We start from the raw sequence: 26,652 nt of genomic DNA, 5'->3' as shown, positions 1-26,652 counted from the left end.
ATGTCCTGTTAGTCTTTAAGCATGTGGAAATCGACTTTGGTTGGGTATTTTAGAAAAAGTAAAAATTTTTGAAACTTTTTTGTTCTATATGTAGTAGAATAGAGGAAGTGAAATAAAAGGGGGAATTAAAATGGATTTCGAATCAATTCCGTGGATGCTTATATTGCCGTTTATAATTATTCAATTAATACTAATGCTTGTTGCCATTATCGACTTAGTCAAGGTAAGTAACACGAATGGGCCAAAATGGTTGTGGGCGCTGATCATTGTTTTAGGAAATTTAATTGGACCAATTATCTATTTCATTGTAGGGAGACGAAATGAATGAAAACATTATTGCATATGCAAGGCTTAACAAAACAGTACGGAAAAGAAAAAGCGGTGGACGATCTAACGTTTTCGTTACTGAAAAACACATCGACTGCACTGATTGGACCAAATGGAGCAGGGAAAACAACAACTTTATCTATGCTTGCAGGATTATTAAAACAAACGAATGGAACCATTGTATTTGATGGAGAAGTAACAGAAGATATTCGAAAAGTAATCGGATTCTTGCCACAGTATCCGAAGTTTTATTCTTGGCTAACGGCACTTGAATTCACAGAAATGGCAGCGAAGTTAAGTGGGGTTGATCACAAAATAGCAAAACAGGAGGCGGTAAAAACACTTGAGTTTGTAGGTCTTGCAGATGTGAAAAACAAAAAAACAGGTACATTTTCCGGGGGCATGAAACAACGACTAGGCCTTGCTCAAGCGATCGTTCATAAACCAGCATTATTACTATTAGATGAACCGGTATCTGCATTAGATCCAATTGGTAGAAGAGAAATAATGAATTTACTAAAAGAATTACAAGAAACAACGACCATTTTATATTCGACTCATATTTTAAATGACGCAGAGGAAATGACCGATCAATTAGTGTTTTTACGAAAAGGAAAATTAGTGGAGCAGGGATCTATGCAGCAAGTGCGAGAAAAATATGCAAATCCGATGTACAAGATTTACTTCATTTCTACTGAGGAAGCAGCAAAGTTTGTAGAAATTTCTCCTTGGCCAGCTAGACAGGAAAATTCTATTGCTTTTATCCATTTAGAAGAGGAAAAACCAGTCATGAACGAAGTACTGCGTGTACTTGCGGAAAGCCATTTAAGTTTGTTAAAAGTAGAGCGAGCAACAGCTAGTTTGGAAGAAATCTTTTTACAGGTGGTGAATAAGGGTGAATAATTTTTCAGTATTATTTCAAAAAGAGTGGCGAGAAAATGTACGTAATTTTAAAATTCTTTGGATTCCCCTTGTATTTTTGTTGTTTGGTATTACGGAGCCTTTAACCAATTATTATTTACCACAAATACTGAACGCAGTAGGAAATATGCCGGAAGGAACTGTTTTTCCATTTCCTGAGTTCACTCCTGAGCAAATCGTCATGGCCACGGTCAGTCAGTACCAGTTTATTGGGATGCTTGTAATCACGCTTGGATTTGCAGGCATTATTTCAAGAGAACGGAAGAACGGAAATGCCACATTTTTATATGTTCGCCCGATTTCGTATGCAAGCTATGTGTATAGTAAGTTTAGTATGATGTGCATACTAGTAATTGGCAGTGTCATACTTGGTTTGCTAGCAAATTTATATTATACAAATATTCTATTTGGCCCGGTGGATACAGGTGCGTTTGTAGGTTTTCTTGGAACGTATATTGTTTGGCTTTTATTTGTTGTTAGCGTTGTTTTGTTCTCAAGTGCGGCATTTTCTACTGCAATTGCTTCGGTTGTATCTCTTGCACTTGTTTTATTTTTTCAGTTTATTGATGCTTTGCTTGGAGCGTACTGGACAATTTCTCCTTGGAAAATACCTATGTATGCGGGATATGTATTAAGTGGAAGCGTAGATAAAACACCATTTACATGGAGTTTAATCATTACTCTATTATTGATTGTTTTATTGATATTTGGGGCAGTTTATTTCGCTAAAAGAAATATTTCTAAGACAAAAATTTAAAAAACTAGTTTGAGGTGAAAAAAATGCCAACTCACAATTCTGATCGATTTGTTACAGCATATAATCGAATAGACCAACTAATGAAAGATGTTATCGGAACACAGGAGCATATGGCATTTTTTCGACTAATCGATTATGCAAAAAAAAAGAATGCAGTAATAAGAAAATATGAAGCAGATTTGCGAGAATACGGTGATCTTCGGAATGCAATCATTCATAATCGTACCTCTATGGAATTTGCAATTGCAGAACCACATGAAGATGTTGTCTTAAAAATGGAGGAAATAGAAACAGCTTTAAGGACTCCAGTCACCGTCGGTAGCATGTTCCGAACGAATGTAACGATGTTTCAGCAAACGGATTCACTGAGCTATGCCTTAAAAGTAATTAAAGACAAAAAGTATAACCAATTTCCCGTATACGATGGTACGCAGTTTAAAGGGCTCATCACACCAGTAGGAATTACTATGTGGATGGCTAGCATGGCCGAGTCCAAAGAGTTTTCTAGATCACGAACGACTCTAGGGGAAATACTTGCACATGAAAATGACAGAGAAAATCATCAGTTCATCGCTAAGCAGGAGTCTGTTTATGAAGCATTGGAAATTTTCAAGGAAGCAGTAACGAGAGGACGTCGTTTAGAAGCACTGTTAATCACGGAAGATGGCAAGCCAAATAACAAACTGATTGGAATTGTGACACCAATGAGTTTGATGAAAATTAAATAATGAAGAAAAACTTTTCCAAAATTCGTCTTTTCTCTACTTTTTTCGAGTAAAATGGAAGTGTCACACATTAAAGGAAAGGGAGGACTAATTTTGGAACAGTATGAAAATATTCAACAGAAGCCGGTTGGCGATATGTCAGTAGGCGAGTGGCTTATTACGATGCTTATTATGATTATACCGATCGTTAATATTGTCATGCTCTTTATCTGGGGATTTGGAAGTCCTGACAAACGTCGCAACTATGCTCGGGCATCACTTATTTGGATGGCTATTAGTATTGTACTTATTATCATTTTTTATGGTGCTATTTTTGCAATAATTTTCTCTTCAAATTCTTTTTAAGTATATTTCCCGGGAAATAACATGAATCGACATGAAAAAGTATCTTTGTAGTTCTATACAGGGATACTTTTTTCTTTTTGTTATAATTACATGTGAGGAGTGAGCAGAAATGAAAATTACTTTGTTTGGTGCTACTGGACGCGTTGGAAAAGACATTCTTGTATTACTATTGAAAAACAATATAGAAGTAACAGTACTTGTAAGAGATTTGGAGAAGGTGCAACCTCATGATAGGTTGACCGTCCTACAAGGGGACGCAAGAAACCGAGTGGATATAGAACGAGCATTAGAAAATGCAGATGCGGTGATAAGTGCCCTTGGGACCGACCAGACGACAGTATTAACAGAGTCTATTACACATATTATTGCAACGATGAAAAATCGGAATATCCGTCGTATAATAACGATTGGAACAGCGGGAATATTGGCCAGTAGGATTGAGCCGGAGCTACTGCGATATGAATCATCTGAATCCAAACAGAGATCAAAAGTTGCCGCAAAAGAACACCATCAAGTATTCCATATGTTAAGTGCAACCATGCTCGATTGGACGATTGTTTGCCCAACATATTTGCCTAGCGGTGATGTAACCAATGCTTATATAATCGAAAGAGATAGATTACCAGTTGGAGCGGTTCGAACGACAACAGGAGATACAGCTTTATTTGCATACAATGAATTAGTCGAGAATAAACATATTGGTTATAGAGTAGGTATCATGAGTCCCGAATAATTTAGGAGAAAATAAATGAAAAAATGGTTAGTAGGGTTAATAGTTATAGCAATTGCTTTATATATAGGGAATTATGGGATTAAAACAACTAAAATTACAATAGAATCAGAAAGAATTCCAACAGCATTTAACGATTTGAAGATTGTACAAATTTCTGATTTACATGATGCAACATTTGGAGAAAATCAAGAAAAGCTAGCCCAAAAAGTAAGAAATGCATCTCCCGATCTTATTTTTCTAACAGGAGATTTAATAGATAGCAATCGATATGATTTGGAAAATAGCTTAGAGTTGGTGAGGCAAATTATTTCGCTTGCGCCTATTTATTATGTGACAGGTAATCATGAAATTGCTACGAATGATGTAGATCATATTAAATCTGCATTGAGTGATTTAGGTGTACACGTATTATCAAATGAAGAAACAATAATAGAAAAAGATGGAGAGCATTTGCGCATAGTAGGAATTGAAGATCCATTGAATGGAGTATCAGTTGGGGATTCATTGAGCAAGTTTGGCAAAATGGATGACTACACATTAGTTTTGTCACATCGTCCAGAAACGTTTCAGGATTATGTGGATAGTGGAGTAGATCTCGTATTCTCAGGTCATGCTCATGGAGGGCAATTTCGTATACCTGGATTAGGAGGGTTAGCTGCACCAGGTCAAGGATTATTTCCGAAATATACGGCAGGTGTTTATGAGGAGCAGGATACGAAAATGATCGTGAGTAGGGGACTGGGAAATAGTGTTTTTCCGGTGAGGGTGTTTAATACTCCGGAAATTGTTGTGGTTACATTAAAAGCTACATAATAAACCCCCTACAGTTTTGTAGGGGACCCGTAATTATCTATTATCTTTTCTATCCAATCGTTCTTTAAATTCGCCGAATTCATGTTGGGCTTCACCTTTTACTTTATCAAGCTCACCTTCAGCTTGTAGCCTTATGTCATCGGTAGCTTTACCAATTTGGTCTTTAGCTTCACCTTTGACTTTGTTTACAGTACCTTTTAATTTGTCTGATAATCCACTCATGTGTATTCCTCCTCAAATTATGGTTCTATTAGATATATACCCAAGGGGAATAAGGATGAAACTATATAAATTTATTCTACAATTTTAAATTCCTTTAACATCGCATAGAATCTTGCACCATGACCTTCTGCAGCTTCTAGGAAGTATTTTTCTGTGATAACAAAGCTTCCACCGTTTTTATTGTCAATTACATATACATTTGTAACCGGGCTATCCCACTCGGTACCTCCATCAATCGCGTGCAGTTTAAAGCCTTCTACCGGATCGCTTACAGACTCCGTTGCAGTCACTTTGGAATATTCTGAGGCAAGCTCTGTTTCTTTTGAAGCTACAATCTCTTCAGGGGTACGGTCTTTAAATTGTTCAATCTTCATCGAAACTTCTGGATATCTTTCTTCTAAAGGCTCTTTAGTCGTAATAATATCAGCGTCTTCTTCGTTTATAAGTTTATAGCGTTCTTCGTCAATGTAAATCACGTATTCTGCATCTTTGCCTTCTTGGAGAACCACATCTGTTGGTTCTTCTGTACCTTCAATGCTTTGTATGATTTCTTTTTCTGGAACGAATATGTCTTTTATTTGTTTAATGAAGGCCATTCCAGTGTCTGTTTGTGTACTAAATAATATCATTACCGCAGCTGCAGCAGTAATTAGGATTGGAATAACTTTAGATTTCTTTCTCATTTTCTTCTCCCTTCTGCTTTTTTCTTGAAAAAGCTCTTGGTCTAAATGGCTCCAAATATCGTCTTTTAACTGATCTATCGAATCCTCGGTATGTTCAAGTATTTCTTTTTTAATTCGCTCATCCATATGGTCCATATTTACTTTCCCTCCATTTCCATCAGGCTGAGTTGCTCTCTTAACAAGTTTCTTCCGTTAAAGAGCCTTGACTTTACGGTATTGTGATTTAGATTCAGAATATCTGCAATTTCTTTTTCAGAGAATCCTTTTATATATTTTAGTAATAGTGGTATCCGGTACAGGTCAGCCAAGTGCTGGATAATTCCATACAAATCGCTAACCCCTTCCTCAGAATGCTCTGTTAGTTGTGGGTTTCCCTCCATTAACGAAGTATCTATGGCTACTGTCTTTTTTTCCTTTGATAAAAGTCGGTTACATTCATTGACTAAAATTCGATAAAACCAAGCACCAAAAGAAAGTGTAGAATCGTATGAAGATATATTACGGTATACACGAATAAAAGCTTCCTGCACAGCATCTTTTGCAAGCTCGTCGTTACGAGTAATCGCTTTTGCTGTTCGTATTGCATAACCTGCATATTCATCATAAAGATGACGAAATGCATCTCTATTTCCTTTTTTAATCTCTTTCAAAATATCCTCATGCATGTAACTTGTTCACTCCTTTCACTTATATATACCCTTCAAGGAAGCTAAAAGTTTAGTGGAAATAAAAAAAAGCTTAAAGTAAATACTTTAAGCAGGGAAAATGACTATTTAAACCAACCTTTTTCTTTAAATCTGGCGATCGCTTCAATACGATTGCCTACATCTAACTTATCCAAAATAACGGAAATATAGTTGCGAACCGTACCTGTAGTAATATAAAGTTCTTTTGCAATTTCTTTTGTATTTTTACCATTCGCAATAAGTTCCAGCACCTGGCTTTCACGCTCTGTAAGAGGGTTTTCGCCTTCGTAAGCAATATCCACCAGCTCAGGTGCGTAGATACGGCGACCATCCATAATAATACGGATAGAATTTGCAAGTTCTTCACTCGGACTATCTTTCAGTAAATAACCACTTACTCCAGCTTTTCGTGCACGTTCAAAATAGCCAGATCTTGCAAAAGTGGTTAAAATAATAACCTTACAATTACTTTCTTTCAGTTGCTCGGCAGCATCTAGCCCACTTTTGACTGGCATCTCAATGTCCATAATACAAATATCAGGTTGCAGTTCTTCGATTAACTTCAAGGCTTCTTCTCCATTACTCGCTTTTCCGACAACTTCCATATCCTCTTCCAAATCTAAAAGTGAACCTAGAGCTCCTAGTACCATTCGTTGATCTTCCGCAATGACAATTCGTATCATGTTTGTTCCTCCTGTCCTATTTGTTGAATCACAATGGGCACTCGTATATTCAGTGTAGTACCGTTTTTGTTGTGGATGTCGAAACTGCCATTCACAAACTCCAATCTTTCTTTTATACCGCGAAGGCCATGTCCTTTTGCCCAGTCGGTTTTCATATCGAGCCCTACACCGTTATCGTGCACTTTGAGTAATGTTTCTTTTTTGGATTGTTTAATCGAGATGGAACATGAAGTAGCATTGCTATGCTTCACAACATTTGTGACCGCTTCTTTTAAGCACATGCTAAGTACATTTTCGACAAGTAACGGGGTATTTCTTAGTTCTAATGTTCCGCTTACATTGCAGGAAATCTCCGCAGCGAGAAGTATTTGCTTCACTCGAAAAAGTTCATCTTCGAGTTTATTTCCTCGCATATTTGCGACTAGATCCCGTACTTCTTTTAAAACAGAGCGCGCTGTTTGGTTAATATCATTAATTTCGTTTTTGGCCGCTTGTGGATTTTTATCGATAAGTCGACTTGCCAAATCACTTTTTAACCCGATGAGCGATAGCTTTTGTCCAAGTGTATCATGTAAGTCTCTCGCAATTCGTTCTCTTTCTTCTATAATGGTAAATTGAGCAATTCGTTTCTGGGCATCTTCTAATTGTCCTTCTAACATTTCTCGCTTATTTCGGTTATACGTATTGAAAGGCAATAAAATTACTCCTATTAAACAAGCAATTAGAAAAGGAAGATGGGATAGAAAAAGCTCTGTTTGCATAAAGAAACCAATAATAACAGCTACTATGATCGCCACTATATGGACGCTGTAGATGATAAAAAAACTGATTTTATGCTGTATATGACCAATAAAGAAAGATAAAAAGATAGAAAAATAAATATAACCAAAAAGTAGAGTCATCGTTACACTAATCGCTATTTCAACAGCTACACATACATATAAAATCCAGCCGGTAGAAGTAAATGATAGACGGTAAGCAATAAAAAATAAAATGGTTAAAGTTAATCCAATGACAATTTCTACTGGAGTGCTTGATTTAAAAATAAAAAAGAAAGGAAAAATACAAAAAACAATCCAAGCGTATATACTTAACCAAGGATACTTTGGAAAAATCTGATACCATTTTGGCAACGAATACACCTCACTTTTCTTTATTATAAAGGAAAAACCATTCCTCGTTACAATGGAATGGTTTTTGCTAAAGGCTTATTTTCCTTCGGTTGTTGCATTTTTAGCATGTAGCATAGCGGAATGCTTCTGTTGTTTGATTAAGTGTTTAATTTCTTTAAAGCTTACAAAGTTTTTGTTAGCTTCATCAAACAAACGGAACCGGATAGATTGTAAGCTAGTCCGAAGATTGATCGTTGTTGCTTTCTGTAAAGGTGGAGTCGATTCATGTGCTTTTTCTAAGTTATAGTTAGGAACTCTTGGACTTAAATGATGCACATGGTGAAAGCCAATATTACCAGTTACCCATTGTAAAACCTTTGGTAACTTATAATAAGAACTTCCTTCAACAGCAGCTTTTACATAATCCCAATCGGCTTCATCTTCAAAATACGAGTCTTCAAACTGGTGTTGTACATAAAACAACCAAATACCTAGTGAACCAGCAACAAAGAGAATCGTTCCTTGAATAATCGCAAATGCCTGCCAACCTATTAACCAAATAATGAGAGAGTAAATAACAATTACCGAAATATTAATCAGATACGTGTTATTACGCTCTTTTGGTCGAGCATCTTTTCGATTAATTCGATTGCTTACTAAAAATAGTAAAGCTGGTCCTAAACCGAACATAACAATTGGATTTCGATAAAGTCTGTAAGAAAGTCGCTTCATTGGAGTGGCTTCAATATATTCTTCTACAGTCATCATCCATATATCACCGACACCGCGTTTATCTAAGTTACCGCTCGTTGCGTGATGGATATTATGTTCACGTTTCCACTTTTCATAGGCAAATAGCGTAATAATTCCTGTTATTGTACCAGTAATATTGTTTGCTTTTTTATTTTTAAAGAAAGAACCGTGTGTGCAGTCATGAAAAATAATGAAAACACGAATAACGAAACCTCCAGCGATTATAGATAGAGCAACTGTTAGCCAAACAGAAATATCTAAACTCATATAGGCTAAAAACCAAAGGATAAAAAATGGTGGAATTGTATTAATAAGTTGAACAATACTCTTTTTCAACTCAGAGTTTTCAAATGGTTTTACATTTTTACGTAATTCAAGTGTTTTTTCTCTGCTCATTAGTATTCCTCCTATAAGAGAATCATTACCCTAACTATAAAGGTATGCTGTTATTAGGAGTAGACATAAACGTCAAGTCTTAAGTATGACAAGTGTCATATAGGGAAATAAGTATAAACATTTCATTAGAACTTATAGCTTAGAGGTAGATAGGTTAACAACTAAAATAGCGAGAAATTTCCTCTAGGCTAGTTTAAAAGCAACAAAAAAACTGACCGATATAATCGGTCAGCCTCTATTATTTATTATCGATCCCGTTTTAATAAACGTACTGTTTCATCAAATTCTTTATCAATCTCAGGGTTAGGTTTATACGTCATTAAGCTGACAACTACTGCAGCAATTAATGCTAAAATAAACCCAGGAACGATTTCATACAAAGCAGCTGAAAGTGCTTTATTCGTGCCCCATACTAATACAGTTATAGCTCCGACTATCATACCTGCTAAAGCACCCGCTGAAGTAATCTTTCTCCAGTAAAGTGTTAGTAAAATAATTGGACCAAATGCTGCTCCAAAACCTGCCCATGCAAAAGAAACAAGTTTTAAAATGGTTGAATTTTGATCCCATGCAACAACTAAAGCGATTAGTGAAACTAAAAGTACAGCGATACGTCCATAGAGTACATACGTTTTATCTGGAGCATCTGTTTTAATAACTGCTTTGTATAAATCTTCTATTAATGCAGAAGATGTAACGATTAATTGTGAAGAAATTGTACTCATAACAGCAGCTAAAATAGCTGCAAGCATAATACCTGCAATGAACGGATGGAATATTATTTGTCCAAGTGCGATGAATACAGTTTCTGGATTATCCAGACTTAATCCTGGATTCTGTTGATAGTAAGCAACTCCAACTAAAGCAGTAGCAATTGCTCCGCCCAGGCTTAGAATCATCCAACCAATACCGATACGACGTGCTTGTTTGGTTTCTTTTACAGAGCTGATTGCCATAAAGCGAACGATAATATGCGGTTGACCAAAGTAACCCAGTCCCCAAGCTACGGCAGAAATTCCACCGACTAAGGATGTTCCTGCAAAAAGACTTAGATGCGTTGGATTTACAGCTTTAATAGATTCAATTGTTTCACCTAAACCACCTGTTGTAAATACTCCCACAATCGGTACAGAAACTAACGCAAGGAACATTAGAAGACCTTGAAGGAAATCTGTGTAACTAACTGCTAGGAAGCCTCCGAACAATGTATAGGCAACAGTTACGCCTGAAACAATTAAAAGACCAGTGTGATAATCTAGGCCAAATGAGCTTTCAAAGAAAACTCCACCTGATACCATTCCTGAAGATACATAAAACGTGAAGAATAACAAAATAATAATACCGGATGCCACTCGTAATAAGCGAGACGACTGCTTCAAACGACTCTCCAAATAACTTGGAATGGTAATAGAATCATTAGATACTTGTGTATATACACGCAGTCTTGGTGCAACAAATAACCAGTTTAGATAAGCACCAATTGTAAGACCAATTGCGATCCACGCCTGTCCCATACCTGAAAGATAAATGGCTCCAGGTAATCCCATTAGTAACCAACCGGACATATCTGCAGCGCCTGCACTTAATGCAGTAACAGCAGGACCTAGTGAACGACCACCAAGCATGTAATCTGTTAAGTTGGACGTTTTTCTATACGAATACCAGCCTATAGCTAGCATTGCAACCATATAAATTATTATGGCTGTAAGTTGATAAGTTTCTGATGACATAAACATCCTCCTCCCACAAACATAATACCATGTCAAGCAATAAGGTGCACTGAAATTTATGATAATTCCATATTTTACAAGCGCTTTCATCTGTTAAAATAGATATATTGAATACCGAAAGGGGACTTTGCATTGAAATTTTTTCATACAGCAGACTGGCACTTAGGAAAACTAGTGCAAGGTGTATACATGACGGAAGAACAACAATTTGTATTAAAACAATTTATAAAAGCTATCGATCAAGAAAAGCCGGACGCTGTTATTATCGCTGGTGATTTATATGACCGTGCTGTTCCGCCTACAGAAGCGGTAAATTTACTAGATGAAATGCTCGCCGAAATCGTTTTAAAACGGGACACTCCTGTGCTTAGTATTGCAGGAAATCATGATAGCCCTGGACGATTGAACTTTGGAAGTAAACTGATGAAAGAAACAGGTTTACATATAGTAGGTCAACTAACAAAAGAACCAAAACCAGTCATATTAAAAGATGCATACGGTGAAGTTTGCTTTCATTTAATCCCATATACTGATCCTTCTCAAGTACGTCATATTTTAGAGGATGAGTCTGTTACAAGTCATCAAACTGCGATGAAAGCAATCATAAAGGAAATAGAAAAACAAGCAGATCCTTCGATAAGACATGTTTTTGTAGGACATGCATTCGTAACTCCTCATGGGCAAGAGGAAGATAATACGAGTGAATCAGAGCGTCCACTTGCAATAGGAGGAGCAGAGTATGTAGATGCAGCCCTTTTTAAAAACTTTCATTATACGGCCCTTGGACATCTTCACCAGGCACACTATGTTTTAAACGAGACGATTCAATACGCGGGATCTCCTTTAAAATACTCCATTTCAGAAGAGTATCATAAAAAAGGTTTCTTTATAGTGGAACTGGATGAAGTAGGAAATGTAACGATAGAAAAGAGATTATTAACACCGAATCGTGATATGCGGACAGTAGAAGGATATATGCAAGATATATTAAAGCAACCGGTAAGTGAAGATTTTGTTTTTGTGAAACTGCTTGATGAGACGCCTATTTTATCGCCGATGGAACAAATCCGAACAGTCTATCCGAATGCAATGCATGTGGAAAGAAAAGTATTTCGCGCACAAATTACAGCTGCGGACAGTGAAACAATGCCTCGAAGAAAGATGGACGACTTTACGCTGTTTCAAGCATTTTATGAAGAACTAAGCGGAAAAATGCCTACGGAGGAAACAGAGGCATTATTTAAAGAGGTGCTTGGCCAAACAATCCTGGAAGAACGAGAAGGAGGAGAGAAAGCTTGAAGCCACTCCAACTGACAATGACCGCTTTTGGTCCATATAAGTTTTCGGAGACGATTGATTTTACAGAGTTAAAAGACAATCGCCTATTTGTTATTTCCGGTGCAACCGGAGCTGGTAAAACGACTATCTTTGATGGAATTTGTTTTGCATTATATGGGTCTGGAAGCGGTGAAGATAGACGCGATACTAAAATAATGCGAAGCGATTTTGCTACAGACGATACACATACTGCTGTCGAGTTGATATTTGAAATACATAACCAAAAGTATCGCATTTTACGACAGCTTTCACATGTGAAAAAAGGAAATAAAAGTGCAACTGGCGAACGCTATGAATTTTTCGAATTACAAGAAACAGGAGAGGTACCGGTAGTCGAGAGACAAATTGTATCCGAAATTAATAAAAAAGTAGAAGAAATAATAGGACTAACACTTGACCAATTCAGCCAAATTGTGATGCTACCCCAAGGTGAATTTAGAAAACTTCTCACTTCCCCAACGGAAAACAAAGAAGCTATTTTACGTAAAATATTCAAAACAGAACCGTATAAAATGATTAGTGAGAAGTTGAAAGACAAAAAACTTATTGCAGAAGCGGAACTAAAAAAAGAAGAGCTAACGCGAAATGGTTATACCGAGCAAATTTTAGCTTCCTTCCCAGTGCGAGAATCGAGTGTGTTTGAATTGATCGAGTCTAGTAGCTTTAATACGTATCAATTAGTCGATGCTTTGAAAGAAGAAACGAACTTTTACAAAGAAAAGATTCAGCTAGACGAATCCATGTATAAAGAGGCTTACACACAACACGAAGCGAAACAAGTTGCCTATTATGAAGCAAAAGTGACAAACGAAAGATTCCAAGAGCTTGAAACAAAAGAACAGCAACTTGAAAGTTTAAAAGAACAAAATGAAGTGTACGCTCACAAACAAAGACAACTAGAAGCAGCCGAACGTGCGAGTACGATAGAAGCAATTGAAACTTATTATTCGGATCTCCAAAAGGAAGTACAAAACAAAGAAACGTTGCTTGGATTAGCACGAGATGAAATGACTAGAGCAGAAGAAACCCTTGAGAAAGTAAATATTATCTATAACGAGGAGGTAAGTAAAAAAGGAGTACGAGAGAAAAGCGTTGAAGCTGTAATTCAGTTAAACGGATTAGTACCTTTATTTGAAGAACTGGAAACAAAGAAAAGAGAAATGCTTTTGCTGGAGAAAAGTACAGCATCGGTAACAAGTCAATTAGATGAGAAATCCATGCTTTTCCACAAAGAAAAAGAAGCTTCTACAGAGCAAAAAAGCGTGATTGATAAGCTAGAAGACCTTGTGGAGCCGCTTGATACAAAAGTTCAACAACTTAGCCTATTACAGGAGCAGCACACCGCAATACAAGAATACTTGGCGAAAGAAAAAGAATTACAAGCACTTATGGAAAAGGAAATAGAACAACAAAGCCTCTTTCGGGAAATGAAAAAAGCATATGACACAGAAGAACGAAAATGGATGAGCAACCAAGCAAGCATTTTAGCATCCAAACTACTTCCAGATGAACCTTGCCCCGTTTGTGGCAGTAAGGAGCATCATACAACTAGTGTGGATTCACATGAAGAGTCTGTGAACGAAGAAGCATTACGCCTTCTAAAAGAAAGGTTAACGCAACAAGAAACAAAATGGTTAACCATACTTGCAAACAAAGAAGCATCAAACAATCAGCTACAAAATCTACAAAAGCGATTAGAGCAGCTCCAAGTTAATATGGAACAAGCAGAGCAAGTATCAGGGGAACTAAAACAGTTAGAAACAGATGTGTCTGCACTTCGAGTAGAAAAAAGTAAGCTCTCTTTATTAAAACAACCTTATAAAGACTTGCTTGCCAAAGTTGAGGAGTTGGAACAAGAAAAAAATCAGTTGGAGATGAATTATCAACAACAAAACGGACTATTAGAATCAGCAAAGGCCGTATATGAATCGAAAAAAACAGCGATTCCAGCACATATCTCCAGTTTACAGGAGCTCCAAATTCAATTGCTGGAGGCCAGACGACAAAAAGAAGCATTAGAACATGCATGGGAGAAAGCACAGAATAGACTGAAGTTTGCTCAAGATGATTGTACGAAAGCAATTTTAACACTTGAACATGCTGATGCGGCTAAAAAGGAAACAAAAGAAAAGCGTGATAAAGCGTTTGAGAACTTCCAAGAAGCATTAGTAAGAGCGTCTTTTGAATCGGTTGATGCATATAAAGCAGCTAAGCTATCCGAAAAAGAACGAATGGTGCTAAAAGAACAATGCATGGCGTATAAACAAACGGTTCATACGTTAACAGAGCAAGTAAAAGAAGGAAGACAACAGCTAGCTAAGAAAGTGAAAGTTGAGCTTGCACCATTAGAAGAAGAACTTGTTCAGTTAAAGGAAACATACGAACAAGCCCTAAATGCTTTAAATAGCACAAAAGAATATGAAAAAGCAGGACGTATATTAGAGGAAAAAATTGTTGCTACAAGCGAACGAATTGCGGGATTAGAGCAGCAATTGCATCGAATAGTCGATTTGTACGATATGCTACGCGGACAAAATCATTTGAAAATTTCCTTTGAGCGTTATGTGCAAATTGAATATTTAGAGCAAATCATCGCTGCTGCAAATGAGCGATTAAAGCATATGTCGAATGGTCAATTCCAATTGCTTCGAAGTGAACGACAAGAAACACATGGCAAACAAAGTGGACTTGGATTGGATGTGTATGATGCCTATACAGGTCAAACGAGGGATGTTAAAACACTCTCGGGTGGTGAAAAGTTTAATACATCGCTATGTCTAGCACTTGGAATGGCTGATGTCATTCAAAGCTTCCAAGGAAGTATTCGGATTGATACGATGTTTATCGATGAAGGGTTTGGTTCACTTGACGAGGAATCATTGAACAAAGCAATTGACACATTAGTTGATTTACAAAAATCCGGACGCATGATTGGCGTTATTTCCCATGTTGCGGAGCTTAAAGCATCCATGCCAGCTATTTTAGAAGTAGAGAAAGCAAAAGAAGGATATAGTAAAACAAAATTTGTTATTAAATAGAAAAAGGTGAGTCTAATTGCTAGACTCACCTTTTAGTTAATTATTATTAATTATATTTAAAAAATCCTCTTCGCTACTCACACCAAGCATGTCTAAGGCTGAATAACCCTGTGGATCCTTGATTGTTGGATTTGCTCCGTGCTCATATAGAAGGGAAGCCATCTCCAAGTTTTCAGCTTCCAAAGCAGCTGTTAACGCATTAGTATAATCATCGGCTGTATTTGGATTAGCTCCTCTAACTAATAATAGTTCTGCCATTGCTATATTGTCGCCGTAAATTGCATAGTGAAGAGCAGTGGTGTTCTCTGAATCCACCTCTTCTAAATCAGCCCCGCTAGATAGGAGATCTCTAACCGTGCTGTCATCTCCATTTGAAACAGCTTCCATGAGCGGGGTTAATGTTAATGAATAATCGCTATTTAAATAATCCTCTTCTGCAGATAATTCATTTTCCGAAGATAATTCATCAAATACGCTTCCAGAAAACAAACTTGCATACGTTAAAGAACCAGCTGTAATTAGGGCAATGACTGCAATATAACAAACAAAGAAAATACCAAAGAGAGCCCCAATGCCCAAGGCAATTTTTGTGGAGTTAGAATAGTAGGTAGGTGTGCCTTCTACTCGCATAAAGTTCCCAACAGCTTGCACTCGTTTAGGTAACAGCGGATGGCTAGATAATACTTCACTTAACCATACGGCAACATTCGATTCCGTATGAATTTGTTCCAGAAAAGCATCCTCATTTACTTCTGTATATAATTGTTTTCCAACGCCAAGGATTGTAAGGGCTCGTTTGGCAGCTTCCCCATTTTGTATATAGTAAGCCGCTTCCCGGTCACAGGTATACTCACAAGATCGACTATATGCTTGGGAAAGAAATGGTATAAACTGAGCAGGCATGATTAAAATATTCTTCCACACATGTCTTCTTTTTACATGGGAAAGCTCATGCGCAATGATAAAATCAAGTTCTGCCTCTCCACGTTCCCTAGCAAGCTCAAACACTTCTGAATAAATGACAACCATATTTCTTCCTAGAAATCTTGTAGCAAATGCATTAAATGCACCTTCCGAATGAATAACGAAGACATCGGGTACTTTTTTTAGACCCATCTCAGTAGATAAAGAGACTACTCGTTCATAGATGTCTGGAAACTGCCTTTCACTAATACGTACGCCATTTCCTCGAATGGATCCAAGCATAATCATGTTGGCATAGAGTAAAAATGCAAATAAAACTAGTAAGATAGCAATTCCAAATAAAGATAAGATAGCAAGTATGTATAATAGGACACTGAAAATAAGACTAATAACGAAATATGGCATTTCTCTATTAGACATTAATTCTCTTGGCGACAATTTCATTACCTCCCCTTAAAAATATTTATAAACTTACCAAATAATGTGTATTTTGTCAAATTGAATATTCTTTAAAAATAGGCTCCAGCTAGTATTTTACGCATCTTTCACACATTCCCGACATACGACATATTATTTTGAGAAGAGGTGGTGAAAAATGCGCGATGAAAAAGGGAACGGACTATTCGATCCCTACGAAACCGAGCAACAGGAATGGAAAAAGCAACAAGTAAAAGAGCGAAGCAAGCAACTATTAACGATTATTTCACCTATTCTAATTCTTTTGATTTGGGAAATATGCTCTCGAACGGGAATTTTGGATATTCGATTTTTCCCACCGCCGTCTGCCATTGTATCTACATTTTTCGAACTGGCAACGAACGGACTTTTATGGACACATGTTTCCGTATCTTTGTCTAGAATTGCAGCAGGATTTTTACTCGGCGTTATACCAGGGGTAGTCATTGGCCTACTGATGGGATTGTATGCACCAATTCGACATTTTATATCCCCAATTGTGATGGCGCTAATGCCAATACCTACGCTAGCACTACTCCCTATCATTATTATTTTCTTTGGAATAGGAGACTTCTCTAAAATAGTAACGATTGCAGGAAGCGTATTTTTCCCAGTTGTTATTAATACCGTTGCAGGTGTTCTCAATATAGAAAAAGTGCATTTAGACGTTGCAAAAAATTACGGGGCAAGTCCGAAAGATTTTTTCTTCAAAATAGCATTTCCGGGTGCACTCCCTGTCATGCTAGAAGGCATTCAAATGGGGCAGGCAATTGCACTGCTTACAATCGTTGCTGCGGAAATGATGGGAGCCACGTCAGGAATCGGGTATTTAATATGGACCTCTTATAAAGCATTTATGTTAAAAGAAATGTTCGTTGGTTTAATACTCATCTCCTTCTTTGGATTTCTATTTTCCCTTCTCCTACGTGGGCTGCAAAAGAAAATTGTCCCATGGAGGTGAATAGGTGAGTAATGATGTGAAAATTTCTATTGAAGATTTAACGAAGGTGTTTTACAAGAAAAATAATAGTGTGACAGCATTTAAAAATGTATCTCTCGAAGTAAAAGAAGGAGAGTTTGTTTGTCTAGTCGGACCGAGTGGTTGTGGAAAGACAACTCTATTACGCATACTTGCAGGTTTGGAGCATCCAAGTTCTGGTCAATTTACAATTGCAGCAGATTCTGATTTTCGCCCTTTGCAGTCGATGGTCTTCCAAGAAAAAGGAGTTATTCCTTGGTTGACGGTCGAAGAAAATGTGGCTTTCGGGCTTAATATGCGTCATTTATCGAAGGAATTTATTCGTAAGCAAACGGATATATATTTGAAAAAAGTGGGTCTAAGAAACTTTTCTAAGCTTTATCCGAATGAGCTATCGGGGGGCATGAAGCAAAGGATAAGTATTGCGAGAGCTTTTGCAAACGACCCTGAAATTTTACTAATGGATGAACCATTTGCAGCACTTGATGAACAAAACAAATTCATTTTACAAGAAGAATTACTTTCTATTTGGTCCGAAACGAAAAAAACAGTGTTATTTATTACGCATAGCATTGATGAAGCGTTACTGCTAAGCGACCGGATTGTATTAATGAGCGCGCACCCCGGAAAAATCGTCAATGAAATTAAGGTCCCCATACCAAGACCGAGAACGATGGAGCAAGTGCGAGCAAATGCAGAGATGGCGGAGCAATTTATTGCTATTTGGAATCATTTACAACAAGAAGTACAAAGGTCTAGAGGATAAGGGAGGAAGCTTGTGAAAAAGCGTTGGTTCATACTATTTGCATCCATAGTGCTTTTACTAGGTGCTTGTAGTTCTAAAGAAAAAGAGAGCGAAGATGTATACGACGATGAGGTAAATACAAATAACCCTTCAGGAGATTTGGCGCCACTTGATAAGAAAGTGAAAGTGCGGATCGCTGAAGATGGTGCAGCATCTGGAGCCGGGTTTTATATAGCAAAAGAAAAAGGATATTTCGAAGATTATAATATTGAAGTAGAATTTGCCCAGTTTGCAAATAGTGATGAGATGCTTCCAGCGCTTGCATCTGGCGAAGTAGATATAGCAGGTGGCGTATCCACTGCATCATTCTTTAATGCGATTGCCCAAGGAATCGATGTAAAAATAATTGCTGATAAAGGACATAATGTACCAGGTAAATCGTACTTTACGTTTGTAATAGGTAATCATATGAAAGATGTTATAAAAGAATACGAAGATTTCAAAGGGAAACGTATTGCTATCTCTTCGAAAAATTCAATCGATGAATATATTTACTTAGAAATGTTAAAACATGCTGGTTTAACACAAGATGATGTAGAGCTTGTGTTACTAGGGGATTTTGGTAGTATGCTAGGTGCAATAGACAATGGTTCGATTGACGCCGCACTACAAATTGAACCGCTTATCACACAAGGAATTGAAAATGACTTACACCTTCGTTTTGGAGACGCAACAGACTATGCTCCTGAATCTCAAATTGCTCTCGTACTAGGATCACCTCAATTCATGAATGACGAAAAAAATGTGTCATTACGCTTTATGGCTGCTTACTTAAAAGGGGTACGTGACTATAACGATGCTTTCATTAAAGATGAAGGAAAAAAAGAAATAATTGATATTATGACAAAGCATACTGCTTTAAAAGATCCAGCATTATGGGAAAAAGTATTTGTAACAGGTCTGGACCCAGATGGTAAAATGTTTTTAGATGATGTCATAAAGCAGTACGATGCATATAAAGCAAATGGCGCAATAAGTGGGGACGTTGATTTTGATAAAGCCGTTGAGACGTCTATCACAGAAAAAGCAGTAGAAATATTAGGAGCATATGAACGATAAAGCGTCCGGTAGTGGGCGCTTTTTTCTTACATTATGCTTTCCATGAAAATATGTAATACAATGTGGTAAAAAGGACATTTGGGTGAGGTGCGTAAAATGGTGAGTATTTTAGTAGATGCAGATGGATGTCCAGTTGTAGATTTGACAATCGCGGTAGCAAAAAAGTTTAATTTAAAAGTTACATTACTATGTGACACTGCCCACTATATGCAAAGAGATGGAGCAGAAACGGTAATGGTCTCTAAAGGTGCTGACGCGGTGGACTTTGTGCTAGTGAATCGAGTGAAAAAAGGTGATATTGTTGTCACACAGGATTACGGCCTTGCGGCAATGGTATTAGCAAAACAAGGCTTCGCAATCGATCAAAATGGACGTTGGTATACACATGAAAATATTGACCAGTTATTAGATAGTCGCCATATGTCCAAAAAAATTAGGCAAGCTGGCGGAAGATTAAAAGGACCAAGGAAACGCCAAAAAGAAGACAATGAAAAATTTGAAAGAAGCTTTACAGAACTTTGTAAAGTAGCAGTGAAAGACTGACTGTTGCGAATTCAATCGTAATAGTTAACAACCAACTCTAATTTTGTTATACTGTACGGTGGACAAAATTAGAAAAGGTGGAGTAAAAAATGGAAACAAATGCATACAGAGTATTACTTTACTATAAATATGTCCCGATTGAAGATCCAGTAACATTCGCACAAGAACATCTTGCTGCTTGTAAAGAAATTGGGTTAAAAGGGCGTATTTTAGTATCAGATGAAGGAATTAACGGCACGTGCTCGGGAACAATTGAACAAACCGATGCGTATATCAACATGATGAAAGCAGACGATCGTTTTGCTGACATGGTGTATAAAATAGATGAAACAGAAGGACACGCGTTTAAAAAAATGCATGTTCGTCCTAAACGAGAAATCGTTCACTTAGGATTAGCAGACGATATCAATCCAAATGAATTAACAGGAAAATACCTTTCTCCAAAAGAGTTTTTTGAACAAATGCAAGCAGAAGATACAATAGTAATCGATGCTCGAAATGATTATGAATTTGACCTAGGACACTTCCGTGGGGCAATTCGTCCAGATATTCGCAACTTCCGCGATCTTCCAGAATGGATGCTAGAGAACAGAGAAATGTTCGAAGGCAAAAAAGTTTTAACATACTGTACAGGCGGAATTCGTTGTGAAAAGTTCTCGGGCTGGTTAGTGCGGGAAGGATTCGAAGATGTTGCCCAACTACATGGTGGGATTGCAACATACGCAAAAGACCCAGAAGTTCGCGGTCAATTATGGGATGGTCAAATGTACGTATTTGACGAGCGTATCGCTGTTCCAATCAACCAAGTAGAACATGTTGTTGTAGGGAAAGATCATTTTACAGGTGAACCATGTGAACGCTACGTAAACTGTGCAAATCCAGAATGTAATGACAAAATTCTTTGCTCAGAAGAAAACGAACACAAATATCTTCGTAGCTGCTCTCACGAGTGCCGTGTACACCCACGTAACCGCTACAAAGTAGAGCATAATCTTTCCGAAGAAGAAGTAGCACAAAGACTAGCTGTTATTGAAGCAACAGTATAATATCTCAAAATCTCGCCTTGCCCAAGCAATGCGGGATTTTTGGTTTTTAGGAAACTTTAAGCTTTATTGCATGCTGATCAGTTCCTTAAAACTGTTTGCGCTCATACATACTTTCCATGCGCTCGTAAATCCACGGTATCCGCTCCTAACCAAACGCCAAGTGCTCGTAAAAACTACTTCCGCTCATAGATACGTCTCATGCGCTCGTAAACTATCGGTATCCGCTCTAAAACAACTGCCAAGCGCTCGTAAAAACTACTTGCGCTCATAGATACGTCTCATACGCTCGTAAACTATCGGTATCCGCTCCAAAACAACTGCCAAGCGCTCGTAAAAACTGTTTGCGCTCATAGATACGTCTCAAGCGCTCGTAAACTATCGGTATCCGCTCCAAAACAACCGCCAAGCGCTCGTAAAAACTACTTGCGCTCACACAGACGTCTCATGCGCTCGTAAACTACCGGTATCCGCTCGAAAACAACCGCAAAGCGCTCGTAGAAACTGTTTGCGCTCATAAGATACGTCTCATGCGCTCGTAAACTATCGGTATCCGCTCGAAAACAACTGCCAAGCGCTCGTAAAAACTGTTTGCGCTCATACAGACGTCTCATGCGCTCGTAAACTATCGGTATCCGCTCTAAAACAACCGCCAAGCGCTCGTAAAAACTACTTGCGCTCACACAGACGTCTCATGCGCTCGTAAACTACCGGTATCCGCTCGAAAACAACTGCCAAGCGCTCGTAAAAACTGTTTGCGCTCATACAGACGTCTTATGCGCTCGTAAACTATCGGTATCCGCTCTAAAACAACCGCCAAGCGCTCGTAAAAACTGTTTGCGCTCATACATACGTCTTATGCGCTCGTAAACTTTCAGTAACCGCTCCTAACCAAACGCCAAGCGCTCGTATAACTTCGGCGTCCGCTCCTAGCAGAAGTCAAGTATGGTATTTCGGCAAGCTGTAAGAAATATTGGTCCTATAATTCGAATTATCTCTCTGTCATATTATCCAGTTAATGGATAAGAGCAATCAATCAGACATGGAAAACAACAATTTCTTAAAAACTCAGAGTGAGACGTCGATATTTACCGCACAGTTATCCTATTATGTGCGACATCCTAATATCATTACTTATTTTCATTTGTCCTATAAGGCAGACATAGGCACTTGTGCCAGTAATAATGTCTTTTGTTTTTAATAATTTAAAGGGAAACTGCTTACATATATTGAATACTAGTAAGGAATTCGTTTTTAAAAATGGAATGGGGGAACTTACATGGCAATCGAAGTGAAAAAGATTTCTGATTTAAATGAAGTAGACGTATCCAGACTAATTAAAGAAAGCGAAAAAGAAGGCTATCGTTTCGTATCGAGACTTGCTTCTGAATATGAAGATGGTACGAATCGATTTAGCGAACAAGGAGAAGCGCTTTTTGGTGCATGGGATGGGGAAGAACTCGTTGCAATTGGAGGATTAAATCGAAATACGAAGAGCAAGGATGCTTCAGCTGCCAGGCTACAAAGAGCCTATACATTACCATCCTATCGCAGAAAAGGAATTGGAAGTGAACTTTTTCATGCGCTTTTCGTCCATGCAAGAGGACAGTTCAATGAAATTACAACGAAAACAGAATCAGCAAAAGCGGATGCATTTTACCGTGCCAATGGATTCCAATTTGACGAACGTTCACCTGATATAACACATGTGTATAGCTTATAGTAGAAAGGGTTAGACAACGATGAGTAGACAGAATTTAATCGAGCAATTTCCTTTAATTGAAAAAATGAAAAAAGCAGAAGAAGTGATTTGGTTTAATCCAAATTTGACAATAACAGAAGATGCCTTGAACAGTCTATCTGTAACGAGTGAAATGGTACAGGATGCAAGCGATCGCCTAGATCGATTTGCATCTTACTTACAAATTGCCTTTCCGGAAACAGTGAAATCAAACGGCATTATTGAATCACCACTTGTAGAAATACCAGCAATGGCTACCGCGATGAAAGAGTTATTTCAAATAGATTTCAACGGAGAGCTTTTATTGAAGTGCGACAGTAACTTACCAATTTCCGGTTCTATTAAAGCACGTGGAGGCATTTACGAAGTGTTGAAAACTGCGGAGACACTTGCCATTCGTGAAGGTTTACTAAAGGAAACTGACGATTACGCTGTTCTTGCAGACAAAGAAATGCAAGAATTTTTCTCAAAATATTCTATTGCAGTTGGCTCAACAGGTAACCTTGGACTAAGTATTGGAATAATGAGCGCAAAAATTGGTTTCCATGTGACCGTTCATATGTCTAGCGATGCGAAGCAATGGAAAAAAGATATGCTACGAGAAAAAGGGGTAGAGGTCATCGAGTATGATTCCGACTACAGTATCGCTGTGGAAGAAGGTAGAAAACAAGCGGAAAAAGACCCGACATGCTTTTTTATAGATGACGAAAATTCTACTGACTTATTTATGGGCTATGCAGTTGCAGCAAGTAGATTAAAGAAACAATTGGAGCAGCAAGGGAAAAAAGTAGATCAAGATCATCCTTTGTTTGTCTATCTACCTTGTGGTGTTGGTGGAGGTCCTGGTGGGGTGGCGTTCGGCTTGAAACTTTTGTTCGGAGACCATGTGCATTGCTACTTTGCTGAACCAACTCATTCACCGTGTATGCTGCTTGGAATGATGACGGGATTACATGAAGATATAGCGGTAGATGAAATAGGCTTAGACAACAAAACCGACGCAGATGGTTTAGCCGTTGGTCGTCCTTCTGGATTTGTCGGAAAAACATTGGAGCAGCTATTAAGCGGAAGCTATACGATTAGTGATGAAAAAATGTATACACTGCTCGCACTATTTGCGGATACAGAACAAATTTATTTAGAACCATCTGCACTTGCTGGAATGACAGGACCAATTCATCTAGCGAGCAATGGAGTTGCTTTGAATAATGCGACACATATTGCCTGGGCAACTGGTGGAGGAATGGTTCCAGAGCATGTAAAAGAAGTGTACTACGAAAAAGGAAAACGATTACTTAATTAGTAAGTGTTCTTATTTACTTTTCTAAAGGTAGGGATGACTTAGAGGTGGAATTGCCTTTAAGTCATCCTTTTCCTTTATTTAATCTTCTTTTTCTATCCTCTTAATATTAAGTGGCTCAAAGGTAATCCTGTACTCTTTGTGTAATTTAAAGAGACCATATTTTTCAATATAATAATCGATAACGTTTTTTAAATACTCGGGAGTTACTTCAAGGTTCGTGCACACTTCTTCCAGTGTTGTTTGCCCTTTTTCGTAGCAATCAATTAGCTGATCCAAAGAAACAATTTTTTCATAGCCCCATCTTCGAGCAATTTGTTCTAGTTTTACACTTCTCATATCATTTAAATCTGTAATGTCTCCATAGGTCGTTTCGTAATGACCAAGCTCTTCTGCTAAAATACAATGCTTTTCATATTTATCTTTAAATATATCAATTTCAATGACGTTATCATAATATAAACCTGGGAGACCCTTAGGTAAAGCTTTTTCAATGATTTTAATATGTGGGTACTCCATTTTTAGTCGATCATACGTCATATATACACCTCATTTATCCGCGTTGCGATTTAATAAACTCAATATATTTCTTAATGTCTTCCATTTCTTCCTCTGTGACGTCTTCATCAATATGCGCTGCAATGGTTACGATTTTCTGGCTATCCAAGATTTTTTCTGAGTCTTCTCCTAAGAAGTACTGACCTGGAACTTGAAAAAAATCTGCAAGTAATCGCACATATTCCAACTTAGGATCTGCTTCGCCATTTTCCCAACGACTTATAGAGCTTTTACTAATTTTGCTATCAAATTTTGAATTTAAAGAATCAGCTAATTGTTCGATAGTGAGTTTTCTGTTCAGTCTTAGCTCTTTTAATAATGTTCCGAAGTTCTTCACAGCTGTAATCTCCTTACATATTATCTATAGTCAGAATTCTAACTCAATAATTCCTTAAATGCAACAAAGTAAAATAATTTGTTCCGTTTTGGGAACTTTTTTGTTGACAGAGGTTTCTATTAATTATATGATAGATTCACCCTAATAAGAACTAACGTTCTATTTTTGTTCCGTTTTCGGAAATAGTGAGGAGAGATATGTATGAGAATGAAAGATGTAGAAGTAGATTCAAATGGCAATATCAATCTCAATACAAAAGAAATTCCGAATCCATGCATCGTAGTGATTAGTAAAAATACTGCAAAAATGACAGAGTTGCCAGCATTTGCTGATACGACGATTAAAACACATCAAGGAAAAGTTGTACGTGTAAAATGGAACGAGGGAGAGGATTTTTAATTATTAAATAAACAATCATAATAGTCCCACCAGTCATCTGGAGGACAACAAACGATTTCAGCATCTTGCTGGTCTTTTGTTGTCCTCTTTTTTATAGGTTTTATTAAAAAAGGAGGAGTTTCCTATGTTGAATTGGGCCGAAAAATTGATAAAAGAATATACCTACCATAGAAAAGAGCTGGAGCATCTAAAAGAACGATTGGACCCACTGAATCCTAAAGACAATGCAGATATCAAAATTATTAATAGCATGATAGACGACATGTCTTACGCATTGGAATGGATGAAAAAAGGAAGAAGACCAGGCAATCTTCATGGAACAGATAAAAGGTCTATATATCAACGCCGTGCATTATTGGATATGGATTTATTTCCAACGATTGAATTGGACACTGAGCAAACTAGTTTAAGCGAAGAACAAAAACAGAAGATTATTTCGATCTTAATAGAGCTTTCACATAGAGAGAGACAATGCTATTTAATGCATATGGCATATGGGATGAGTCTGACAGAGATTGCAGAGGAGCTGAATCTTAAGAAGAGAACGGTTCAACAATACATTGATCGTGCAAAAGACAAAGTCAAAGCACTCGTTTCTTGACGTACGGTTGACGTATAAACCCACCTAGTAGTGAAGAGAGTTATTGAAAACTTGAGATGGATGGAGGTGCAAAATGGAGGCATTTATCGGTATTGGTTGCACCGTATTGGGTTTACTAATAGGACTACTGACATTTGGTCGTAACCGCGACAAAGATGTAAAAGCAGATGCCGCAAAAACGGCAGTAATGGAAACGAAGTTAGATGCTATTACGAATGGTGTGGAATCGATTCGAATCGATTTAAAGGCGATTGAAAAGCAAATGGACATGCTAGCCGAACGTGTGGCACGAGTAGAGGAGAGCTCCATGCATGCTCATAAAAGAATTGATAATCTCAAAATTATTCAGGAGGCTCAGCAAGTATGAACATTAACTGGAAAGTTCGTTTTCAAAATAAGATTTGGGTTACAGGTTTCATCGCTCAACTATTCATATTAACTGAACTACTTTTAATAGGAGCTCATGCTGCAGGGTTAACCGATTTTCATGTAACGGAGGAGCTGAAAGACTGGATATTTGCTTTTGTAAATGTTGTTTTCGGATTATTAGCAACACTGGGGATTATTCAAGATCCTACGACAACTAATTTCGCGGATAGTACAAGAGCATTGAAGTACATCAAACCAAAATAAGCTCAATCTAGA

General features: G+C 37.6%; 30 protein-coding genes. 20 read left to right on the top strand and 10 right to left on the bottom strand.

Going from position 1 to position 26,652, the window contains the following annotated elements:
* Nucleotides 1-130: 130 nt before the first annotated feature.
* From ACIP9W_RS15370 to ACIP9W_RS15340, 7 genes are all read left to right on the top strand, one after another.
* The gene (locus ACIP9W_RS15370) at nt 131-328 is read left to right on the top strand and encodes a PLDc N-terminal domain-containing protein (protein ID WP_400791057.1); all 198 of its coding nucleotides are present in this window, start codon (nt 131-133) and stop codon (nt 326-328) included.
* Entirely contained in the window at nt 325-1,230 is a 906-nt protein-coding gene (locus ACIP9W_RS15365; protein ID WP_400791054.1) for an ABC transporter ATP-binding protein, read from the top strand. The genes ACIP9W_RS15370 and ACIP9W_RS15365 overlap by 4 nt, the downstream gene beginning before the upstream one ends.
* Nucleotides 1,223-2,005, top strand: coding sequence for an ABC transporter permease (locus ACIP9W_RS15360; RefSeq protein ID WP_400791051.1), 783 nt, complete (start codon nt 1,223-1,225; stop codon nt 2,003-2,005). The genes ACIP9W_RS15365 and ACIP9W_RS15360 overlap by 8 nt, the downstream gene beginning before the upstream one ends.
* 23 nt (nt 2,006-2,028) lie before the next feature.
* On the top strand, nt 2,029-2,733 hold the full coding sequence (locus ACIP9W_RS15355; protein ID WP_400791048.1) for a CBS domain-containing protein: 705 nt from the start codon (nt 2,029-2,031) through the stop codon (nt 2,731-2,733).
* A 90-nt stretch (nt 2,734-2,823) separates the two neighbouring features.
* Complete coding sequence (locus tag ACIP9W_RS15350; protein ID WP_400791046.1) at nt 2,824-3,075, top strand: hypothetical protein; 252 nt, start codon at nt 2,824-2,826, stop codon at nt 3,073-3,075.
* A gap of 109 nt (nt 3,076-3,184) precedes the next feature.
* On the top strand, nt 3,185-3,808 hold the full coding sequence (locus ACIP9W_RS15345) for an NAD(P)-dependent oxidoreductase (RefSeq protein ID WP_400791043.1): 624 nt from the start codon (nt 3,185-3,187) through the stop codon (nt 3,806-3,808).
* 15 nt (nt 3,809-3,823) lie between these two features.
* The gene (locus tag ACIP9W_RS15340; protein WP_400791041.1) at nt 3,824-4,621 is read left to right on the top strand and encodes a metallophosphoesterase; all 798 of its coding nucleotides are present in this window, start codon (nt 3,824-3,826) and stop codon (nt 4,619-4,621) included.
* Between the two features lie 33 nt (nt 4,622-4,654).
* Here ACIP9W_RS15340 and ACIP9W_RS15335 read toward each other — a convergent pair whose 3' ends face one another.
* The 7 genes from ACIP9W_RS15335 to putP all read right to left on the bottom strand — a co-directional run bounded on the left by ACIP9W_RS15335 (nt 4,655) and on the right by putP (nt 10,886).
* Nucleotides 4,655-4,843, bottom strand: coding sequence for a CsbD family protein (locus ACIP9W_RS15335; RefSeq protein WP_400791038.1), 189 nt, complete (start codon nt 4,841-4,843; stop codon nt 4,655-4,657).
* Between the two features lie 71 nt (nt 4,844-4,914).
* Nucleotides 4,915-5,661 (bottom strand): hypothetical protein, encoded by a 747-nt coding sequence (locus ACIP9W_RS15330; RefSeq protein WP_400791036.1) that lies wholly within the window; start codon nt 5,659-5,661, stop codon nt 4,915-4,917.
* A 2-nt stretch (nt 5,662-5,663) separates the two neighbouring features.
* A complete protein-coding gene (locus tag ACIP9W_RS15325) occupies nt 5,664-6,191 on the bottom strand; it encodes an RNA polymerase sigma factor (RefSeq protein ID WP_400791033.1) in 528 nt (175 codons plus the stop codon).
* A gap of 104 nt (nt 6,192-6,295) precedes the next feature.
* Complete coding sequence (locus tag ACIP9W_RS15320) at nt 6,296-6,895, bottom strand: response regulator transcription factor (protein ID WP_142538907.1); 600 nt, start codon at nt 6,893-6,895, stop codon at nt 6,296-6,298.
* Complete coding sequence (locus ACIP9W_RS15315; protein ID WP_400791031.1) at nt 6,892-8,028, bottom strand: sensor histidine kinase; 1,137 nt, start codon at nt 8,026-8,028, stop codon at nt 6,892-6,894. Before ACIP9W_RS15315 ends, ACIP9W_RS15320 begins: the two co-directional genes overlap by 4 nt.
* A 75-nt stretch (nt 8,029-8,103) precedes the next feature.
* Nucleotides 8,104-9,156 carry a Delta(5) desaturase DesA gene (desA, locus tag ACIP9W_RS15310; RefSeq protein ID WP_400791029.1) on the bottom strand — a complete coding sequence of 351 codons (1,053 nt, stop codon included), beginning with the start codon at nt 9,154-9,156 and terminating at the stop codon, nt 8,104-8,106.
* A 245-nt stretch (nt 9,157-9,401) separates the two neighbouring features.
* Nucleotides 9,402-10,886 (bottom strand): sodium/proline symporter PutP, encoded by a 1,485-nt coding sequence (gene putP / locus ACIP9W_RS15305; protein ID WP_400791026.1) that lies wholly within the window; start codon nt 10,884-10,886, stop codon nt 9,402-9,404.
* Nucleotides 10,887-11,018: 132 nt separating this feature from the next.
* On the opposite strand from putP, the gene ACIP9W_RS15300 reads away from it, so the two are divergent.
* Both ACIP9W_RS15300 and ACIP9W_RS15295 read left to right on the top strand, forming a co-directional pair.
* Nucleotides 11,019-12,185 carry an exonuclease SbcCD subunit D gene (locus tag ACIP9W_RS15300; RefSeq protein WP_400791023.1) on the top strand — a complete coding sequence of 389 codons (1,167 nt, stop codon included), beginning with the start codon at nt 11,019-11,021 and terminating at the stop codon, nt 12,183-12,185.
* Nucleotides 12,182-15,262, top strand: a complete 3,081-nt coding sequence (locus tag ACIP9W_RS15295) for an AAA family ATPase (RefSeq protein WP_400791020.1) — start codon at nt 12,182-12,184, stop codon at nt 15,260-15,262. The genes ACIP9W_RS15300 and ACIP9W_RS15295 overlap by 4 nt, the downstream gene beginning before the upstream one ends.
* A gap of 36 nt (nt 15,263-15,298) precedes the next feature.
* On the opposite strand, the gene ACIP9W_RS15290 is transcribed toward ACIP9W_RS15295, so the two are convergent.
* A complete protein-coding gene (locus tag ACIP9W_RS15290) occupies nt 15,299-16,624 on the bottom strand; it encodes a M48 family metallopeptidase (protein WP_400791017.1) in 1,326 nt (441 codons plus the stop codon).
* 157 nt (nt 16,625-16,781) lie between these two features.
* On the opposite strand from ACIP9W_RS15290, the gene ACIP9W_RS15285 reads away from it, so the two are divergent.
* From ACIP9W_RS15285 to ACIP9W_RS15255, 7 genes are all read left to right on the top strand, one after another.
* Nucleotides 16,782-17,603, top strand: a complete 822-nt coding sequence (locus ACIP9W_RS15285) for an ABC transporter permease (protein WP_400791014.1) — start codon at nt 16,782-16,784, stop codon at nt 17,601-17,603.
* 4 nt (nt 17,604-17,607) lie between these two features.
* Nucleotides 17,608-18,387 (top strand): ABC transporter ATP-binding protein, encoded by a 780-nt coding sequence (locus ACIP9W_RS15280; RefSeq protein ID WP_400791012.1) that lies wholly within the window; start codon nt 17,608-17,610, stop codon nt 18,385-18,387.
* A 12-nt stretch (nt 18,388-18,399) separates the two neighbouring features.
* Nucleotides 18,400-19,485 (top strand): ABC transporter substrate-binding protein, encoded by a 1,086-nt coding sequence (locus tag ACIP9W_RS15275; RefSeq protein WP_400791010.1) that lies wholly within the window; start codon nt 18,400-18,402, stop codon nt 19,483-19,485.
* Between the two features lie 96 nt (nt 19,486-19,581).
* Entirely contained in the window at nt 19,582-20,028 is a 447-nt protein-coding gene (locus tag ACIP9W_RS15270; protein WP_282242675.1) for a YaiI/YqxD family protein, read from the top strand.
* 89 nt (nt 20,029-20,117) lie between these two features.
* Entirely contained in the window at nt 20,118-21,074 is a 957-nt protein-coding gene (gene trhO / locus ACIP9W_RS15265) for an oxygen-dependent tRNA uridine(34) hydroxylase TrhO (RefSeq protein ID WP_400791007.1), read from the top strand.
* Between the two features lie 1,276 nt (nt 21,075-22,350).
* Nucleotides 22,351-22,794, top strand: coding sequence for a GNAT family N-acetyltransferase (locus ACIP9W_RS15260; protein ID WP_282242673.1), 444 nt, complete (start codon nt 22,351-22,353; stop codon nt 22,792-22,794).
* Between the two features lie 19 nt (nt 22,795-22,813).
* Nucleotides 22,814-24,115 carry a D-serine ammonia-lyase gene (locus ACIP9W_RS15255; RefSeq protein WP_400791003.1) on the top strand — a complete coding sequence of 434 codons (1,302 nt, stop codon included), beginning with the start codon at nt 22,814-22,816 and terminating at the stop codon, nt 24,113-24,115.
* Nucleotides 24,116-24,193: 78 nt separating this feature from the next.
* Here ACIP9W_RS15255 and ACIP9W_RS15250 read toward each other — a convergent pair whose 3' ends face one another.
* Nucleotides 24,194-24,652, bottom strand: a complete 459-nt coding sequence (locus tag ACIP9W_RS15250; protein ID WP_400791000.1) for an ImmA/IrrE family metallo-endopeptidase — start codon at nt 24,650-24,652, stop codon at nt 24,194-24,196.
* A gap of 13 nt (nt 24,653-24,665) precedes the next feature.
* Complete coding sequence (locus tag ACIP9W_RS15245; RefSeq protein ID WP_142538921.1) at nt 24,666-25,007, bottom strand: helix-turn-helix domain-containing protein; 342 nt, start codon at nt 25,005-25,007, stop codon at nt 24,666-24,668.
* A 201-nt stretch (nt 25,008-25,208) separates the two neighbouring features.
* On the opposite strand from ACIP9W_RS15245, the gene ACIP9W_RS15240 reads away from it, so the two are divergent.
* The 4 genes from ACIP9W_RS15240 (at nt 25,209) to ACIP9W_RS15225 (ending at nt 26,640) form a co-directional block, all read left to right on the top strand.
* Nucleotides 25,209-25,406 carry an XtrA/YqaO family protein gene (locus tag ACIP9W_RS15240; RefSeq protein ID WP_282242669.1) on the top strand — a complete coding sequence of 66 codons (198 nt, stop codon included), beginning with the start codon at nt 25,209-25,211 and terminating at the stop codon, nt 25,404-25,406.
* Nucleotides 25,407-25,530: 124 nt separating this feature from the next.
* The gene (locus tag ACIP9W_RS15235) at nt 25,531-26,007 is read left to right on the top strand and encodes a sigma factor-like helix-turn-helix DNA-binding protein (RefSeq protein WP_400790996.1); all 477 of its coding nucleotides are present in this window, start codon (nt 25,531-25,533) and stop codon (nt 26,005-26,007) included.
* Between the two features lie 73 nt (nt 26,008-26,080).
* The gene (locus ACIP9W_RS15230; RefSeq protein ID WP_400790994.1) at nt 26,081-26,374 is read left to right on the top strand and encodes a hypothetical protein; all 294 of its coding nucleotides are present in this window, start codon (nt 26,081-26,083) and stop codon (nt 26,372-26,374) included.
* Nucleotides 26,371-26,640: a phage holin gene (locus ACIP9W_RS15225; RefSeq protein WP_400790991.1), complete on the top strand. Its 270-nt coding sequence runs from the start codon at nt 26,371-26,373 to the stop codon at nt 26,638-26,640. The genes ACIP9W_RS15230 and ACIP9W_RS15225 overlap by 4 nt, the downstream gene beginning before the upstream one ends.
* Nucleotides 26,641-26,652 lie beyond the last annotated feature (12 nt).

It is taken from the genome of Psychrobacillus sp. NPDC093180 (assembly GCF_044754065.1).
GTDB lineage: Bacteria > Bacillota > Bacilli > Bacillales_A > Planococcaceae > Psychrobacillus.
The sequence above is the reverse complement of the archived record's forward strand: the minus strand, read 5'-3'. Positions and strand labels throughout refer to the sequence as shown.